The organism is Streptomyces sp. (assembly GCF_050698815.1).
Classification (GTDB): Bacteria; Actinomycetota; Actinomycetes; order Streptomycetales; family Streptomycetaceae; genus Streptomyces.
This window is the reverse complement of the sequence record NZ_JBOHCV010000724.1, coordinates 1-16,498: the sequence shown is the minus strand read 5'-3', so window position 1 is coordinate 16,498 and position 16,498 is coordinate 1. Positions and strand designations below refer to the sequence as shown.

At 68.0% G+C, this 16,498-nt stretch carries 14 protein-coding genes, 2 pseudogenes and 1 riboswitch; of the genes and pseudogenes, 9 read left to right on the top strand and 7 right to left on the bottom strand.

Going from position 1 to position 16,498, the window contains the following annotated elements:
- Positions 1-506: DUF2231 domain-containing protein (locus tag ACRDP3_RS25805; RefSeq protein WP_431519405.1), on the bottom strand; the 506-nt coding region annotated here is incomplete at its 3' end.
- Positions 507-589: 83 nt separating this feature from the next.
- On the opposite strand from ACRDP3_RS25805, the gene ACRDP3_RS25800 reads away from it, so the two are divergent.
- From ACRDP3_RS25800 to ACRDP3_RS25790, 3 genes and pseudogenes are all read left to right on the top strand, one after another.
- Positions 590-1,777, top strand: a complete 1,188-nt coding sequence (locus ACRDP3_RS25800) for a PP2C family protein-serine/threonine phosphatase (protein ID WP_431519404.1) — start codon at positions 590-592, stop codon at positions 1,775-1,777.
- 293 nt (positions 1,778-2,070) lie between these two features.
- Positions 2,071-2,239, top strand: a riboswitch (cyclic di-AMP (ydaO/yuaA leader).
- A gap of 456 nt (positions 2,240-2,695) precedes the next feature.
- A pseudogene (locus tag ACRDP3_RS25795) lies at positions 2,696-3,667 on the top strand (M23 family metallopeptidase); the annotation flags it as partial.
- A gap of 288 nt (positions 3,668-3,955) precedes the next feature.
- Positions 3,956-4,915 (top strand): aldo/keto reductase, encoded by a 960-nt coding sequence (locus ACRDP3_RS25790; protein WP_431519403.1) that lies wholly within the window; start codon positions 3,956-3,958, stop codon positions 4,913-4,915.
- Positions 4,916-4,934: 19 nt separating this feature from the next.
- On the opposite strand, the gene ACRDP3_RS25785 is transcribed toward ACRDP3_RS25790, so the two are convergent.
- The 5 genes from ACRDP3_RS25785 to ACRDP3_RS25765 form a co-directional block, all read right to left on the bottom strand.
- Positions 4,935-6,056, bottom strand: coding sequence for a methyltransferase domain-containing protein (locus ACRDP3_RS25785; protein WP_431519402.1), 1,122 nt, complete (start codon positions 6,054-6,056; stop codon positions 4,935-4,937).
- 286 nt (positions 6,057-6,342) lie between these two features.
- Positions 6,343-6,765, bottom strand: coding sequence for a PPOX class F420-dependent oxidoreductase (locus ACRDP3_RS25780; protein ID WP_431519401.1), 423 nt, complete (start codon positions 6,763-6,765; stop codon positions 6,343-6,345).
- 15 nt (positions 6,766-6,780) lie between these two features.
- Entirely contained in the window at positions 6,781-6,993 is a 213-nt protein-coding gene (locus ACRDP3_RS25775; protein ID WP_431519400.1) for a DUF397 domain-containing protein, read from the bottom strand.
- Between the two features lie 22 nt (positions 6,994-7,015).
- Positions 7,016-7,228, bottom strand: coding sequence for a DUF397 domain-containing protein (locus tag ACRDP3_RS25770; protein WP_431519399.1), 213 nt, complete (start codon positions 7,226-7,228; stop codon positions 7,016-7,018).
- On the bottom strand, positions 7,212-8,060 hold the full coding sequence (locus tag ACRDP3_RS25765) for a helix-turn-helix domain-containing protein (RefSeq protein WP_431519398.1): 849 nt from the start codon (positions 8,058-8,060) through the stop codon (positions 7,212-7,214). Before ACRDP3_RS25765 ends, ACRDP3_RS25770 begins: the two co-directional genes overlap by 17 nt.
- 118 nt (positions 8,061-8,178) lie before the next feature.
- Between ACRDP3_RS25765 and ACRDP3_RS25760 the strand changes: the two genes are divergently transcribed.
- Together ACRDP3_RS25760 and ACRDP3_RS25755 are read left to right on the top strand one after the other, a co-directional pair.
- A complete protein-coding gene (locus ACRDP3_RS25760) occupies positions 8,179-8,430 on the top strand; it encodes a hypothetical protein (RefSeq protein ID WP_431519397.1) in 252 nt (83 codons plus the stop codon).
- The gene (locus ACRDP3_RS25755; protein WP_431519396.1) at positions 8,427-8,867 is read left to right on the top strand and encodes an ATP-binding protein; all 441 of its coding nucleotides are present in this window, start codon (positions 8,427-8,429) and stop codon (positions 8,865-8,867) included. Before ACRDP3_RS25760 ends, ACRDP3_RS25755 begins: the two co-directional genes overlap by 4 nt.
- 186 nt (positions 8,868-9,053) lie before the next feature.
- On the opposite strand, the gene ACRDP3_RS25750 is transcribed toward ACRDP3_RS25755, so the two are convergent.
- Positions 9,054-9,467 (bottom strand): very short patch repair endonuclease, encoded by a 414-nt coding sequence (locus ACRDP3_RS25750; protein ID WP_431519395.1) that lies wholly within the window; start codon positions 9,465-9,467, stop codon positions 9,054-9,056.
- A 568-nt stretch (positions 9,468-10,035) separates the two neighbouring features.
- On the opposite strand from ACRDP3_RS25750, the gene ACRDP3_RS25745 reads away from it, so the two are divergent.
- The 4 genes and pseudogenes from ACRDP3_RS25745 to ACRDP3_RS25730 form a co-directional block, all read left to right on the top strand.
- Positions 10,036-11,310: a DNA cytosine methyltransferase gene (locus ACRDP3_RS25745; protein WP_431519394.1), complete on the top strand. Its 1,275-nt coding sequence runs from the start codon at positions 10,036-10,038 to the stop codon at positions 11,308-11,310.
- A gap of 323 nt (positions 11,311-11,633) precedes the next feature.
- A complete protein-coding gene (locus ACRDP3_RS25740; RefSeq protein ID WP_431519393.1) occupies positions 11,634-14,216 on the top strand; it encodes a Z1 domain-containing protein in 2,583 nt (860 codons plus the stop codon).
- A complete protein-coding gene (locus ACRDP3_RS25735) occupies positions 14,213-15,226 on the top strand; it encodes a PD-(D/E)XK motif protein (protein WP_431519392.1) in 1,014 nt (337 codons plus the stop codon). The genes ACRDP3_RS25740 and ACRDP3_RS25735 overlap by 4 nt, the downstream gene beginning before the upstream one ends.
- Positions 15,223-16,498: pseudogene (locus ACRDP3_RS25730) on the top strand (hypothetical protein); the annotation flags it as partial. The gene ACRDP3_RS25735 and the pseudogene ACRDP3_RS25730, both read left to right, overlap by 4 nt.

Here is a 16,498-nt window from a genome sequence, read left to right as displayed (position 1 = left end):
GCGTAGCCCAGTGCGCGCCCGCGCAGCGAACGGCCGCGCAGCCGCGCGGTCAGCGACGCGGCGTACAGGCCCACGGCGAGCGAGTTCATGGCCGCGTGCACGAACCCGACCCGCAGCTGCGGCTCGCGCAGCTCCGCCCAGTCGACCCAGCCCGTCACCGCGGTCGGGACGGCGGCCGCCAGCCCGGTGCCGACCAGCAGCCCGGCCGTGGGCCGCCGTCCCGGCAGCAGATCCAGGACCGCGGCGGACAGCCACGTCCCGATCGGCACCTGCACCAGCAGCGGATGCACCGGATGGCCCAGCCACCGGCCGTGCAGGGCGTCGCGGACGTCGTCGCCGAGCGGCAGCGCCCGTACGCCCCGCCGCACGGTGTGCAGTACGGGATCGAGTCGCTCGGCCCCTTCCAGCGCGTCCACGGCGGACTTCACCCGGCCCGGGCGTTCCGGGTCCGGCAGCACGGAGCGAACAGCTGTCGCGTATGCGAGCAATTTCTGTGAATAGGACATACCGCCCGGTGCCCCTCTCCGGGCCCGGCCAAACGGCGCCAGTCCGGCTGGCCGGGCCGCAGGACCCCGGTCACCCTGGGAAGGTGACGGAAGAGCCGACGGAGCCGGTGGCGGAGCGGGAGCCGGAACTCAGGAGAGAGCGGCAGGCGAACAAGCGGGGCAGCCGGTTCACGCGCGAGGGCCGCGTCGCCGCGTCGGCGACCCTGCTCCGCGTAGGACGTGTGCTGCCCGTTGTGCTGATCCTGAGCGGCGTCGGCATGGAGCTGGCCACCGCGCCCGGGCTGACCGGTAACGCCTTGTTCTGCGCGGCCCCCCTCATTGCCGCCCCCATCATCTCGACCAGCGGCACGGCGCTGGTCGGCATGCTCTCGGTGGCGGCCGTCGCTCTGATGCGCGTGCTGGATGTGATGTCCACCGGTCAGGAGGACATCACCGAGACCGCCTCCACCGGCGTCGTGGCGCTGTTCGCGGTCGTCATCAACCGATTCCTGAGCCGCAGTGGTGCGGCCCTGTCCTCCGCGCGGTCGATTGCCGAAGCCGCCCAGTTCGCGGTGCTCCCGGCGCCACCCTCCCGGCTCGACGGCTTCGAAGTCGCGGCCCGCTACCGGGCGGCGCAGCTCGACGCGCACATCGGCGGGGACCTGTACGCGGTGCAGGAGACCCGGTATGGCATCCGGATGATCGTCGGCGATGTACGGGGCAAGGGTATGGAAGCGGTCGAGGCGGTGGTCCTGGTGATCGGGGCCTTCCGGGAGGCCGCCGAGCAGGAGACGACTCTCGAAGCGGTCGCCGAACGCCTCGAGCGGGCCCTGCACCGGGAGGGCCCCCGACGGCACGGCCTCGAGTTCTACGAGGGCTTCACCACGGCCGCGCTCGCCGAGATCCCGGCGGCCAACCCTGAGCTGCTGCGCATCGTCAACCGCGGCCACCCTCCGCCGCTGCTGCTCTCCGACGGCGGCACCCGCTTCATCGACCCCACTGTGCCGGCGTTGCCCCTCGGCCTGCCCGAGCTGGGCCGGTGGCCGGACCGTGCCGATGAGGTGCCCTTCCCGTACGGCACGCAGCTGCTCCTCTACACCGATGGGCTGTCCGAGGCACGGGACCGCAGCGGCACCTTCTTCGAGCCGGACAAGGCGCTGGCGGACCGCACCTTCGACGACCCGGAGGTGCTGCTGGACGCGGTTCTCGCGGACGTACGGGCGCACACGGGCGGCGGGACGGCGGACGACATGGCGCTGATGGCGGTGCAGCGCAGATCCCGGCCGGAGTGACGGCGGGGGTGACGGCCGGGTTGACGGGTTTTCACATCGAATCCACATGGATTCACTCGACTTCACCCGTCACGCACAGCGATCTCACGGCTCAACTCCGGTGACCGAGTGTCCCAATTGGCCGCCACTGTCCAGAGTGTGCAGCTCAAGGGCGTGACAAATCTGCCGGGACGGCTTGGAATCCGGGGCGCGACTCTATTAACGTTCCATAACGCAGCGCGGTCGTCACTGCCGTCACTCCAGACGGCACCGTGCGCCGTCGCCGAATCCTGAACGTGCACCACCACGAGCCACACAACTCGATACCAGTGCACCGAGGGAACCGGGGAACCACCCCTTGCCGGACCCGTCCGGCAGGGACTGGGGTGAATCGACAAGTCCCGTTCACGCGCGGGCTGTTCGTAGGAGACCTTCCTGCTCCGAACCCGTCAGCTAACCCGGTAGGCGAGAAGGAAGGAAAGGAGAACGCCCCCTGTGGCGTCCAACAGGTATGCCCCCGAGGGCTCGTACGCCTCGCATCACGGCGCTGACGAGACCGGCAGGTACGGCGCGTGGGACGGCTACGGCCGGCCCGTCGGCCCCGCCGGCCAGTGCGGGAGCTACGGCACGTACGGGAACCACACGCCGTACGAGAGCTACGGACCGTACGAGGGCTATGGCCAGTACGCCGCGCAGTACGGCGGCGGCCAGTACGACAACTACAGCTACGGACAGCAAGACGGTTACAGCTCCCACGCGGGCTACGGCCGCCAGGAGAGCTACGGCCCGTGCGACAGCTTCGGCCGTCCCTACGCCGCCCCTCCCGCCCCCGCTCAGCCTCAAGGGTGGGTCGAACCGGTTGAGCAGCACGACCGGCCCGAATGGACCGAACGCCCCGAGCAGGCCGCCCACTACGAGACCGACGAACTCGACCTCGAGCCCTGGTACGAGTGGAACCCCACCGAGGAGTCCATACTCCCCGTCCGCGGCAAGCACCGTGTGGCCAAGCAGCGCAGCAGCCGCGGGATGGCCCGCAGCGGCGCGGTGCTCGGCGTCGGAATGATCGCGGCGGTCAGCGCGGGCGGCCTCGCCACCGCCAAGGACAAGGGCCCGACGTCCATCTCGATACCGGACCTGTCTTCCGCCAAGCAGCTGCCCGGCGTCAGTTCGTTGCTGTCCGACGAGGACGGGCCGCAGGTCGACGAGGTCGCCAACGTCGCCGCGGGCCAGGCGCCGCTCACCCAGGCCGGCCTCTCCGAGGACGACACCGCGGCCGGCCGTACGGACGCGGGCGAGGCGATGCGCAACCGCATCATGGCCCAGGCCGAGCAGCAGCAGAACCAGGCCGACGCGTCGGCACGCGAGGCGGCCGGCAAGCAGGCGGCCGAGCGCGCGGAGGCGCAGGCCGCGAAGGAGCACGCGGAAGAGATCGCGGAAGAGACCGCGCGCGAGCGCAAGGAGGCGGCGGAGAAGCGCGCCAAGGCGGAGGCCGCGCGGCTGGCCGAGCTGGCCCGCAGCTTCAAGCTCCCCGTCTCCTCCTACGACCTCACCTCCGTGTTCGGCGAGGCCGGCAGCATGTGGGCGAACAACCACACCGGCCTGGACTTCGCCGCCCCGAGCGGAACGCCGATCAAGGCGATCCACGGCGGTACGGTCAAGGAGGCGGGCTGGGCCGGCTCGTTCGGCTACCGCACCATCCTGGAGCTGGACGACGGCACCGAGCTGTGGTTCGCCCACCAGTCCTCGCTCAGCGTGTCGACGGGCGACAAGGTCCGTACGGGCGACACCATCGGCCGCGTCGGCGCCACCGGCAACGTCACCGGAGCCCACCTGCACCTGGAGGTCCACCAGGGCGGCGGCGACGCGATCGACCCGCTGGCGTGGCTGCGCGGCAAGGGCCTCACCCCCTGAGGCCTTCCGTCCTCACCCTCACCCCCCACGAACACGCCGCCGCCTCGCACCGAATCGCCGGGGTGCGCTGATACGCGCCATGCGCTCCAGCCCCTCGGCGTACGCAGAAGGAGGGGACGAGGCGGCGGCGGACGGGGGCCGGTCCCGGCCGAGCTCCCGCACCTGCTCCGGCGGTCCTGGTGGACCACCCCCCGACATCAGGGCCGCCGGTCTTTCTCCTCCGCCTCCGCCCGGCTTCGCCGCTGAATACGCGGGCGCTGCTGACGGGCGGGCGCTACCGTCAGAAGCATGCCTGACAACGCCATCAAGGTGACCCAACGACGCCCGGTCGGCCAGCTGTCCGTCTCTCCCCTCTGTCTCGGCGGCAACGTCTTCGGCTGGACGGCCGACGAGCCCACCTCCTTCGACGTACTCGACACCTACACCGAGGCGGGCGGCAACTTCATCGACACCGCCGACGTCTACATGGCGGGACGCGACGGCTGCGACGGCGGCGACTCCGAGACCGTCATCGGCAACTGGACGACCGCACGCGGCAACCGCGACAACGTCGTCATCGCCACCAAGGTCGGCGCCCACCCGGACCGCCGGGGCCTGTCCGCCGCCAACATCAAGGCCGCGGCCGACGACTCGCTGCGCCGCCTCCGTACGGATCACATCGACCTCTACTACACGCACTTCGACGACGAGAGCGTCGAGGTCTCCGAGATCATGACGGCCCTGGACGACCTCGTACGGGCGGGCAAGGTCCGCGAGATCGGCGCCTCCAACCTCTCCACCCAACGGCTCGCCGCCTCCCTCGACTTCAGCGCCGAGTCGGGCGCCACCGCTTACGCGGCACTCCAGCCGCACTACAACCTCGTCTCCCGCGACACCTTCGAGGGTCCTCTGGCCGACCTCGCGGAAGAGCGCGGGCTCGCCGTCATGCCGTACTTCTCGCTGGCCGCCGGCTACCTCACGGGCAAGTACCGGCCGGGGCAGGTGCCGGAGAGCGCCCGCTCGAAGCACGCGTCCAAGCACCTGGACACCGAGCGCGGACAGCGCGTACTGGCCGCCCTCGACCAGGTCTCCGAGGCCCACGCCGCCGCCCCGGCCAGCATCGCCCTGGCCTGGCTGCTGACCCACCCCACGGTGACGGCCCCCATCGCCAGCGCACGGACGGCGGACCAGCTGCCGCCGCTCCTGGCCATGAGCGAGGTGGAGTTGACGAAGGAGGAGGTCACCCTGCTGACGGACGCGTCGGCGTAGGCCGGCCTGTGGTCCCCGGTCAGGCGGACCAGCGTGGACCGTTGTGCCCGTCCCAGGCCCACACGAACTGACGCTCCGGCTCGACGGTCATGCCGAAGTCGTACAGTTCGGGGCTCCCAGCCGCGAGCCACCCGTCCCACTCCCTCTCCAACAGGTCCGCCAGCGACCGCGGCCCACCTTGATGAGCGACGGTCCGCCCATCAGGGTGGGCGGAGAGAACCGCCCAGGACGCACTGCCGTCGTGCAGCCACGCGTTGACGCCGTCCTCGTCGACCGCGGTGCTGAGGTGCACGTCGGGCAGGGCGACACGGAGGGCGAAGCGCAGGTGCCAGTCGTCATGGAGCGGGCCCGGATTCCGTTCGAAGGTGCGCTCGTTGGCGGCCGGGCCGGTGCCGCGTACGTGCGCGAAGTCCGCCGTACCGGCCCGGCTGCCGCGGGCGGGCATGAACTGCGCGAGCCCCTGCATCCACCCGCCGGCGGTTCGGCCGTCATCGGCCACGGTGAGCGCGACATGCCCCAACCGCCCCCAAGGCGTGACGATCCGGCCGCCGGGACGGGTCTGGGCGACCCAGGCCCACGGCACGCGATCGACCGCGTAGGTCGAGATCACCCGGTCGTACGGCGCACCCGGCGGCCACCCCGCGCCGCCGTCACCGGTCTCGACGGCCACCTCGACGCCTGCCGCCTTCAGCCGCGCGCGGGCCTGCTCCGCCAGCAGCGGGTCCACTTCGACGCTGGTCACCCGGCCGTTGCCCACCCGCCGAGCGAGCAGCGCGGCGTTCCAGCCGGTCCCGGTGCCCAACTCCAGGATCCGCCGACCGGGTTCGGCGTCGAGGGAGTCCAGCATGTCCGCCACGACGGCCTGACACGACAAGCTGGAGGAGGCCGCTCCGCCCGACACCTGTGTCACGGCGGCGTCGTCCGGACCGCCGTACACCAGCGCGGCCCAGCCCTCCTCGTCCACGCCCCGGTCCACGGGTACGTACGCCTGGCCGTTCCACTGCCACAGTCGCTCCGGCGCGAACGCGTGCCTCGGCACCGCCTCAACCGCCTCGCGCACCCACGGCGAATCGACGGGCCAGTCCCCCCGCCGCTCCATGGCCTCCGCCAACCGCCACCGCTGCCCCCCGAAAGCGGACACCGGCTACCTACTTGTCCTTCTTGCGCTTGCCCGACCCAGGGTCGGGCCTGGGGACTTGCCCGTCCGAGTTACCCGGTGGCGGTTTGCCCTTCGACGGTTCCGGCGGCGGCTTCTCGTGCTTGGCCACAGTGCTGCTCCCCTCGTTCCGTCCGATGGTCGGTCGGACGGCATTCCCCGACCATGCTGCCGCGCCGGGGAGCGCCCGGGTAGAGGCGCGCCGTCTCTCGGGCGGCGCGCACGGAGACCGTCGTACGCCCTCACCGGACCGGGAACGAGTGCCGGCACCTCAGCGCAGGGGCTGCCCGTACGCGTGCTCGACCGGAATCCGCACCACCTGACGCTTCTCCGTGACCATGGCGGCGCGGTACTCGTCCCAGTCGGCGTGCTCGCCCCCGATCGCCCGATAGACCTCGACCAGCTCCTCGACGGTGTCGTCGTACGGGTCGGCCGCCGCCGGGGTCACCTCCGCGTTCCCCTCGGCCACGGTCCAGGACCAGCCGTCCTCGCTGGAGACGTGGAAGCTGGCGCGCGGATCGCGCACGAGGTTGCGGGACTTGGCCCGGTCGACGGTGACGGAGACCCGGATGAGGCGGCGGGCGGAGTCGTAGGTGTACATGACGTTCGACAACTGCGGCCGCCCGTCCCGCTTCAGGGTCGCCAGCACGCCGAGCTTCCGCTCGGAGAGCAGCGCGAGCAGTTCTTCGTCCACGGGTTCCTGGTCCTCTCAGGTGGAGAAGTCCCCACCCTTGACGGCGGCGACGAACGCGGCCCAGCCCCCCGCAGAGACGACGAGCACGGACCCGTCCGGCACCTTGCTGTCCCGCACGGGCACACCCCCGACGACGCGGTCGGCAACCTCGACGCAGTTCCCGCCGCTGCCATTGCTGTGACTGCTCTTGCGCCACTGTGCGGTGCCCAGGTCAACGCTGCTGGTCATCTCGCTTGCCCCTCTGCAGAGTTCAGGCGGAGAAGTGTCCGTTCTTGACGGCACCTACGAACGCGCCCCAGCCGCCTGCCGGAATGATGAGTACGGAGCCGTCCAGCACCTTGCTGTCGCGAACCGGCACGACGCCCTCGAAGCCGTCGGCAACTTCGACGCAGCTTCCCCCGTCGCCGTTGCTGTAGCTGCTCTTGCGCCAGGCGGTGTTGCTCAGATCAAAGTGAGTGGTCATTCCTGAAGTCCTCTGCCGCTGCCTCGATCAGGGTGAGGGACGCTCTCGGCGGCGATGCGGCGGCCCTGAGCAGATCGTACGACTTCGCGTACTTCTTCACGAGCGCCGGATCGTCGATGAGTTGGCCGCTGTGCAGAGACTCCGTATAGGTCAACTGCGGGGCATCGGCGAACGTCATCAGCGTGGCCATTCCCATCATGAAGGCATGCGCGCCCGCGTTCAGCGGAAGCACCTGCACAATGATCCGCCCACTCCTCGCCAGACCGGCGATGTGCTCCAACTGTTCGGCCATGGCCACCGGGCCCGTGATCGGCTGCCGCAAGAGCGACTCGTTGAGAACCACCCAGAACTCCAGCGCCTTCGAATCCTCGAAGACGCTCGCCCGCTCAAGCCGAGCGGCAACCTTCGTGTCGACGGCCTCGGCCTTCTCGAGAGGGGCCTGCGCCCGTACGACCGCCCGCGCGTACGCGTCCGTCTGCAACAGCCCGGGGATCAGCATGGGCGACCACTCCTCGATGGTCTGGGCACGCTTCTCCATCTCGGCGACATCGGCGAAGTACTCGGCGTGCCCTCCACGGCGGGCCTTCCGAGCATCGTCGCATCGCCGTTCGAAGAACCCATCCGTGGCGAGCACCTGATCGGCGTGACGCGCCAAGTCCAGGGGCATTCGCCGCTCCCCCATCTCGATCTGGCTCAGATACGCGACGCTGTAGAAGCACCCTTCCGCCAGCTCCTGAAGCGTGAGCCCGGCATCCTCCCGCTTCCAGCGCAGCTCGGCGCCGTAGAAGGCGGGCACACTCGCCGCCGCATCAACGTCCTTACGTGGTGGCATGGTTGATCACTCCCCGATTCAGCACGATCCGTAGCTAAATCTGAACCCCTGTCACATTACGCGAGGTCCTTCCACTCTGTAGGCGATACGTCACAGAGAGCACGGAAGGCGGAGAAGCATGAGCAAGCCGGCGAACCCACCCGAGGCCGGACCACCGCAGCTCCGGGAGGCCGTCAAGGAGTGCGCGGACGACCTACGAGCAGCGCTGGCCGAACACGGAATCAAGCTCCCTTCACTCGGCGTCGACCTGATCACGTACGCGAGCGACACCCCACACCCGCTCGTCTCCCTCGGCAACTGCCGCCTCGACACGGCGCACAGGCTCATCGACGTCCTCCGCACGGCCCGTCCCGAGGAGCCGACCCGGTGACCCGCGAAGAACAGGCCGCCCTCGCGGAGTTGGAACGTCGACACCTGACCCGCCGCTGCTGCGTGACACTGACGATCCCGCTCCTCGCGGAACCGGAAGCACTCGCGCCCGTACGCCACCGCATCCGCGCCTACTTCGCGCTCTGGGATCGCCTGGACCTTGCCGACACGGCGGAGCTGTGCGTGAGTGAGCTGATCACCAACGCCATCGTCCACATCGGCCCGGGCACCCCGATCACCCTGCACGCCTCCATGGCCGGCCTGCATCCCCGCATCTCCCTCACCGACCCCGCCGCCCACGCGTTCCCCACCCTTCTCCCGGCCACGGACGACGCGGAATCCGGCCGCGGCTTGGCCCTCATCGCCGCCCTGTCCCACGAATGGGGCGTCATCCAGGACCCGACTACCAAGACGATCTGGTGCGAGCTGGAGGCTTGAACTCGTGCGACGCTGTTCACGCCCTCCGCGCGGGTCGGATGAACGTTGGGGGAGCTGCTCGCGGACGACCTTCCAGTTGGGCTGGTCCCAGAACGGGATGACCACGAAACGTTGCATGGCGACTTCACCCCCTCTGGTCGGCCGACCCCAGGTCGCTGCGAAGAGAGGATGCGATCGAAGACCTCATCAGCGGTCGTCCGCTCTGAGTGTTCGGACCGGCTTCCCGCCCTCCGCCTCGGCAAGTCCACACCGGACGAGTGCGACCGCCTCCTCAACCGGGGTGTGCTCCCATACGCGGACAACCCGCCACCCGTGTTCGGCCAGTAGAAGATCCGTCTCCGCGTCCCTCCTCTTGGTGCCCTCGATCTTGGAAACCCAATAGTCGCGGTTTCTCACCGGAAGCGATCCGTGAACAGGACACCCGTGCCAGAAGCAGCCGTCTACGAAGACCGCTACCCTGGACTTGGTGAAGAGCACGTCCGCCGTGCGCCGGAGGGTGGGCACCGGCTTAGCCGAGATCCGATACCGCAATCCGGCACGGTGTAGTGACGAACGCAGACGGAGTTCGGGATCGGTGTCCCGTCCCTTGTTCGAGCGCATGGAGGCGCGGGTCCCGGGGGAGGACGCCCAAGAGCCGCTCATGTCCTCACCGACGAGCAAGCCGGCCCCCTCGGCTAGCTGCCATCCAGCCCGCAAGTTGGCGGCTCTGGTAGGGAGATCGACCTCTCCGAGGCGGAGCCGACGCCTCCGTCCCTCTGCGGTCCACTGCAACACGGCGGTCACACGTCCCGTCCTGCGGGCGGGGGCCAGCACCACGGTGGCGCCACCTCTCCGTCCCCCGCCCACGTCCACCAAGCGTTTGGAGGCTCCGCCTGCAGCCCGGTCCTGCTCGCGCGAACGTTGCCTCCTGGTCATGCCCGGGCGAGCACGCCAGGCGCGGGGGGACGCTTGCGTGCCCTCCGACTGGCCTGCGCCTGGTGCGTTCTCCGCTTGGTCACGTGAGTGTGCCTCGTCCACATCCAGAAGGTACGACGAACAGCCTCCCAGGCTCCATCCGGCTCTCCACGCCGGCAATGAGGGCCAGCGTGAAACGTGGAGGGGTAGTACCGTGTTGTGATTCCGCGTTTGCGCATTGCACTGTAGCCGGCTGGCCGGCTACAGTGCGTCAATGAGCCACGCACAACTCCAAGTCGGCGACTCCGAAGCGTCGGCAGGCGACGGTGACGTGGCCGTACCTCCGTTTCGGACGATTGACCTTTTTGCGGGGTGTGGAGGGCTCACTCAGGGCTTCGCGGAAGCCCTGCATGGGGGACGCGCTTTGTACCATCCCATCGCTGCCGTTGAACTCGACCGCGCGGCCGCAGCAACCTACGCAGTGAACTTCGATATCGACATTCATCAGGGCGACATCGCTGAATGGGCCAACCGGCGGGGTGGGATCCCCAAGGCGGACGTCGTGTTGGGCGGCCCCCCATGCCAGGGATTCTCCCGGCTGGGAAATCAGGACCCTGCCGACGAACGCAATCAACTGTGGCGTCACTATCTCGACGTCGTGTCCGCCGCGCGGCCCAAGTTCTTCGTCATTGAGAACGTCGACGCCTTCAGGCGCTCACCGGAGTTCCGTCTCCTTGTAGGGCAAACACAGGGAGGCGGCGCCCTATCCGAGTACCTTGTCTGCGACGAGCTACTCAACTCAGCGGACTACGGGGTTCCGCAGCGCCGCCTCCGTACGTTCGTCGTCGGGGTCCGAAAGGACCTCGTCGTGGAGCCAGGGTCGACTCGGCGCATAGAGGACCTGTCCGATCTGGAGCTGCACTCCCTGTTGATCCCTGGGCCATCGGTGAAGAGGCAACAAACGGTCTGGCAGACGATCTCGGACCTCGTGCTCCGCAAGATGTCCACGCAGCTGCCAGAACGGTGGATGGACTTCAACGACCAGCGACTCGCGGGACCCTTCTCCATGGACGACCTTCACCTCCGACGTAACGGCATCACAGAACGCTCCATGGAGCGTTATCGGACGATCCCCGAAATGGGAAATCGCTTCGACATTCCGGAGGAGTTGTTGTCCGACTGTTGGAGGAAGCACAAAACCGGCTCAGCGGACGTCATGGGCAGGCTCTTCCGTGACAAACCCTCGGTTACCATCCGGACCGAGTTCTTCAAACCGGAGAAAGGTCGCTACCTTCACCCTTGGCTTCACCGTCCCATCACGCATCTGGAGGCGGCCCGGCTACAGGGCTTCCCGGAGAATTTTCGTTGGTGCGGTAGTCGAAACGACATCGCGCGACAGATCGGAAACGCCGTGCCCGTGGGACTGGGACGCGCCGTCGCCGAGCATCTGGCCCCGCTTCTACTCGCCCAGAGGAACGATCCCGCCGCTCCCCCTGTCCGCGTACCCCGTGTTCGCAAGGCGCGGCGGAGCCTCGCAGCCGCCGCCTGACGTTGATCAGCGCGAAGTCCCTCATAGCGTCCCTTCTACCAACAAGCGACGCGGTCACGGACTTGCCGTTGTGGAGGTCCCTCACCCGTAGCACCGTCTCCTATTCGACAGGCCGGTTCTGGCGATAGGGTGCCTCGTGAGCAAGGTGTGGTGGCGTTCACCTCGTCGCCGTGGTTGCGGAAGAGAAAGCGTATCCCTGCGTGCTCAACATCCCTCCGGCCGTGCTGTCGGCCGTGAGCACGGATAGCCGTACGTGAGCGCGACTGGGGTCCGGACAGCGCCACGCCCGACGGGTGCGGGCGCGGCGAGGAAGGGTGGGGGCCTTGAATGAATTCGAAGACCAGTACGAGGCGTTCCGTCGTCTCATCAAGACACACACGCCGGAACAGGCGCTGGCCACGATAAAGCTCTTCGGCATGAGCGATGAACTCGCCAAGCGGATCGCCGAGCGTCACCAGCGTGAGACGATCGCCATCCGCGAGAAACGGGAGCCCACCTCGGTCGTCCGCAACAACCGCGAAACCTGGTACGTCGGTCCACAGGAGGACGACAGGTGCTGGCCGGCCTTTCGTAAGCTGCTGGGTAAGCAGTCCTGGAGCGAGGAGAGCCTCCGTGACCTCGACGCCGCGTCCACCAAGGTTGTGTCGATGCTCGACCACCCCTTGGAGAGCGCCTTCTCCACTAGAGGCCTGGTCGTGGGATACGTGCAGTCCGGCAAGACGACCAACTTCACCGCACTGATCGCCAAAGCCGCGGACGCCGGCTACAAGTTCTTTGTCGTTCTCGCTGGCGTCCACAACGGCCTGCGGCTACAGACGCAGCTACGGTTGGAGCGGCACCTTGTAGATCCCGTGATCGAACAATGGCACCCCTTGACAGGTCGCGTGGGTGACTTCGAACCGCCCGCCGGTAATCCGGCTGCCTTCTTCAGCGACAAGAGCCAGCAGCACGTGCTATGCGTGATCAAGAAGAACGTTCCCCGTCTGCGCAAACTCAAGGCCTGGCTGGAGAAAGCCCCCGATTACCTGCGCAACTGCCCCACTCTGATCATCGATGACGAGGCCGACCAGGCAAGCGTCGCCTCACGCAGCACCAACCCCTTGATGCGGGAGATCATCGACCTGTTCCCCCGCGGGGGATACGTCGGCTACACGGCGACGCCGTTCGCCAACCTGCTGATCGACCCGGCTGCGAAGGACCTGTACCCAGAGGACTTTGTCGTCAACCTGCCGAAGCCGCCTCGTCACTTCGGCACTGAAGTCCTGTTCGGACGCGAAGCTCTCGATGGCGAAGACCCGCAGGAAGTGCCCGACGGATACGACATGATCCGTACCGTGCCAGACGACGAGGTTTCGATGGTTCGGCCGGGGAGGGACGAGATCGAGGGCTTCGTACCGGAGATCGGTGGCGCCCTGAGTACAGCCGTGCTGTACTTCTGGCTGGTCACGGCCGCCCGTCGGGTACGCAGGCTAGGTGTACCGCACTCCACGATGCTCGTCCATACCAGCGTCAGCACTCTTGTCCACGAGAGCTTCAAGGCTCCGCTGGAGTCGTTCCGCGCCCGTGCCGCTGCCAAACTGGTCGCGTCCGACCAACAGTTCATCGACGAACTACAGCAACTTTGGAAGACGGAGACGACCCGCGTGCCCGGCACCGAACCGGACCTCGGCGAGGTACCGGTTCCGTTCGACGCCCTTCAGCCGCTGCTTGCCGGCGTAGTGAACGACTGCCGGATCATCCTGGACAACTCAAAGAGCGTGGAGCGCCTCGACTACGAGGCCGGCCCGGTCGTCGCCATTGCGGTGGGCGGCAACACCCTCTCCCGCGGGCTGACCCTGGAGGGCCTCGCGGTCAGCTACTTCGTACGCGGGGCGTCGACCTACGACACCCTCCTTCAGATGGGCCGCTGGTTCGGTTTCAGGGAGGGGTACGCGGACCTGCCGCGCATCTGGATGACCGACGCGTTGCGGGAATGGTTCCGCCACATCGCTACAGTCGAGTCGGAGATGCGCCGGGACATCGATCTGTACATGGTCGAGGACAAGACGCCCCGGACGTTCGCCGTCCGCCTGCGCAATCACCCGGCGCTCCGCATCACCGCTGCGGCCAAGATGCGCGATGCCGTAAAGGCCAGCGCCTCATACGGGGGCCAGCGCGTACAGACCCGCTACTTCCGTATCCGGGACCCGGATTGGCTGACGGGTAACCGTCGGGCGGCCCACGACCTGATCGATCGATCGTTGCGAATGGCGGGTGCGCGGCACGATGACCGTGCGGCCCAGGGGCGCCACATCTTTCGAGGCGTTCCTTACGACCTCGTGTTGGACTTCCTCTCCGAGTACCGCTTTCACGAAAAGTCTATGGAGTGTGACGCCGCCCTGTTGCGTAGCTACGTCGAGCGTCGGGTGCGTTCTGCGAACGGCGGTGCACTCAAGCGCTGGAATGTGGCGATCGTAGGCAACCCGCTCGGTGTCGACCCGGACAAGCGTTACGAGTTCGCCCCGGGCATCGCCGTGGACCGGGTCATCCGCGCAAAGCTCCTGGATAGCGGAGACGACGCCGCCGACATCAAGACGCTGATGAGCCGTCGCGACGCCGGCGTCGACCTTGATCTGAGCGGACTGACAGAGGTAACCGAGGACGCGCTCAAGCGCGCTCGGCGTACCCAGATACCGGGCACCGGGCTCCTGACCCTTTACCCGATCGACGCCCTCTCGCTTTCACCGACGAAGCGTGTCCGCCGTGCCCCCCTGGCCGCCGTCGACCACGTCATAGGGGTCGGGCTGGTCTTCCCCATGCCGCGAGGAGAGGACAGCGAAGTCGAGTACTACAGCGCCGACCTGTCCGGCGTGGACGAGGAGGAGGAAGAAGACCTCTCGCTTCTCTTCGACGAGGACGACCGGTGAGCCGCTCCGACCTGGAAGTCGTCCTAAACGAGCACTGGAGTGAGCTGGACTCCGCGCCGGTAGGTCACGAGGCGGCACTCAGGGTCTCCGCGCTTCCCGTCGTCACCGAGCAGGGCGTTGTGTCGGCCGCCACCGACCGCGGCGGGTTGCGACACCTGCTGATTCCGCTGGTAGGGCGGCGTGGCATACCCACCGGTCGCATCGGGGGAGCCCTGCGCATATCCGAGCGAGCGCTTCAGGGCGAGGACGGCTACGGCCGCTTCGCCGACGTCGTATGCACCCGGCGTGACCTGAGCGACGTCTTCACCGGCCTTTGTGCTGACGTACTCGTCGCCCTTGAAGCCGACGGGCGCCGTCCTTACCGAACGACCCTCGCGGTGGTGAACCGGTGGAAACAGCTTTTCAGCGGCGGTCCTCGCGCCTTCACGAATGCCGAGGAGGTCGGTCTGGCCGGTGAACTCCATGTCCTCATCCGACTCCTGCGTCACGATCCGGGTGCGGTCCACTACTGGTCTGGGCCCGAAGGCGCACGTCACGACTTCACCGACGGAGTCCAGGCAATCGAGGTGAAGAGCACGCTCAGCGCGTCCGAGCGGAGGACCTTCGAGGTGCACGGGTTCGACCAACTGGAGGTCCCGAAGGACGGACGACTACTCCTGAACTGGCAGCGGTTCGAGCGCACCCCTGAAGGGCGCACGGTCAGGGAACTGGTCGTCGAGGCTGCGCAACTGTGCGACGACGAGGTGCAGTTGTGGGCCAGGCTGGCACGCTTGGGGTACCAGCGGGATATGGCGGACGACGAGAGTGCTTTGCGCCTGTCGCTGGTCGAGGCGCGTTGGTACGAGGTTGATGGAGGCTTCCCCCGCCTTACCGGTGCTTCACTCGTCGGCGCTATGCCCGACGCGGTCTACGACGTCCGGTACGTCGTAGACCTGGCGGGCGTTCGCTCCGCGGCTTTGGCCCCCCGGACCGTCGACGCGCTGCTCGCAGAAGTGGGGTCGCCTTCATGATTCTCGGGGGCCCGCGGTGGCTGTCAGAGCCTTACGGGCCGGGGGGTGGAGGCACCGCCGAGGGTGTCCTCAGAAACCTCGACGCCACCGAACTCGATCCGTTGACGCTTCTCGTCCGCGAGTCCGCCCAGAACAGTTGGGACGCCCGGCTCGGGGGCGGTCCCGTCAACTACCAGGCGGAACTACGTACCCTCCGGCCGGAGGAGGCACCGGTATGGCGCCAACTCCTCTCGGCGGGCGCGCCATCTCTAAAACACCTCACACTCCGCTCCTCCCTCGCTCGGCCGGCTCTGCGAATCCTCACGGTCACGGACACGGGTACCAGAGGTCTGGGCGGTCCCACCCGGGCCGACATCGCCGTCCCCGGAGAGTCCGACTTCGCGTCGTTCGTGCGTAAGACCGGCAGCTCCCGGGACTCGAGTGGCCGGGGCGGTACCTACGGCTTCGGCAAGGCCGTCTTCCATCTGCTCTCCTCCTGCCACACGGTGCTCGTCCACACCCGGTGCCGGGTGGAAGACCGGATGGAGACACGGCTCATCGGGTGGGCCGTGCGCGAGAGCTACACGATCGACGTCGCCGGGGCGACGAAGACGTACACCGGTCGCCACTACTGGGGCCTGGCTGGTGACGCGTATGTCGAGCCCCTCGTGGGTGACGAGGCCGACGAGGTGGCCCGTCGACTGGGGCTACAGTCCCTTCCCGATAACGTCACTGGAACCACGGTTGCGATCCTCGACCCTTGTTTCCGTGGGCGTGGTGACAGCGAAGCCATGCGGTGGATCGTCGACTCGATGGTCTGGAACCTCTGGCCCAAGATGCTCCCGGAGGGCGGGGACGCCCCGATGCGTTTCACCGCTCTGCACGAGGGACGGCCGGTACCCGTCCCCAAGCCGTCCGAAGTTCCCCATCTGCGTCCTTTCGTCTGGGCCTATGACGGCATGGACCAACTGATCGAGCACAAGTCGCTGGGGCGTGATCTCGGGCGACTGGGCATAAGGAAGTTCCTCTCGCCCACGGGCCCACCGCCCCCTGTAGCGCAGGAGGCGGGCATCGGAGACCGCCTGCACCACACGTGTCTCATGCGCCCGGTCGACCTGGTGGTGAAGTACCTGGAGGGGCCACCGTTCTTCGAGGAGAGCGGTGGGTACGCGTTGGTCTTCCGCGCGGATTCCGGTATGGACCGGGTGTTCGCGGCCGCAGAGCCAGCCGCCCATGACGCCTGGCTGGTGGAAAGGCTTCAAGGGAAGGATCACCGTCTGGCCAAGCATGCCC

Bases quoted from the DNA above. Each gene is read 5' to 3' on its own strand.
- ACRDP3_RS25745 (WP_431519394.1), top strand. From the start codon at position 10,036: ATGAGCCACGCACAACTCCAAGTCGGCGACTCCGAAGCGTCGGCAGGC.
- ACRDP3_RS25765 (WP_431519398.1), bottom strand. From the start codon at position 8,060: ATGCCACCACGTAAGGACGTTGATGCGGCGGCGAGTGTGCCCGCCTTC.
- ACRDP3_RS25770 (WP_431519399.1), bottom strand. From the start codon at position 7,228: ATGACCACTCACTTTGATCTGAGCAACACCGCCTGGCGCAAGAGCAGC.
- ACRDP3_RS25760 (WP_431519397.1), top strand. From the start codon at position 8,179: ATGAGCAAGCCGGCGAACCCACCCGAGGCCGGACCACCGCAGCTCCGG.
- ACRDP3_RS25790 (WP_431519403.1), top strand. From the start codon at position 3,956: ATGCCTGACAACGCCATCAAGGTGACCCAACGACGCCCGGTCGGCCAG.
- ACRDP3_RS25750 (WP_431519395.1), bottom strand. From the start codon at position 9,467: ATGCGCTCGAACAAGGGACGGGACACCGATCCCGAACTCCGTCTGCGT.
- ACRDP3_RS25775 (WP_431519400.1), bottom strand. From the start codon at position 6,993: ATGACCAGCAGCGTTGACCTGGGCACCGCACAGTGGCGCAAGAGCAGT.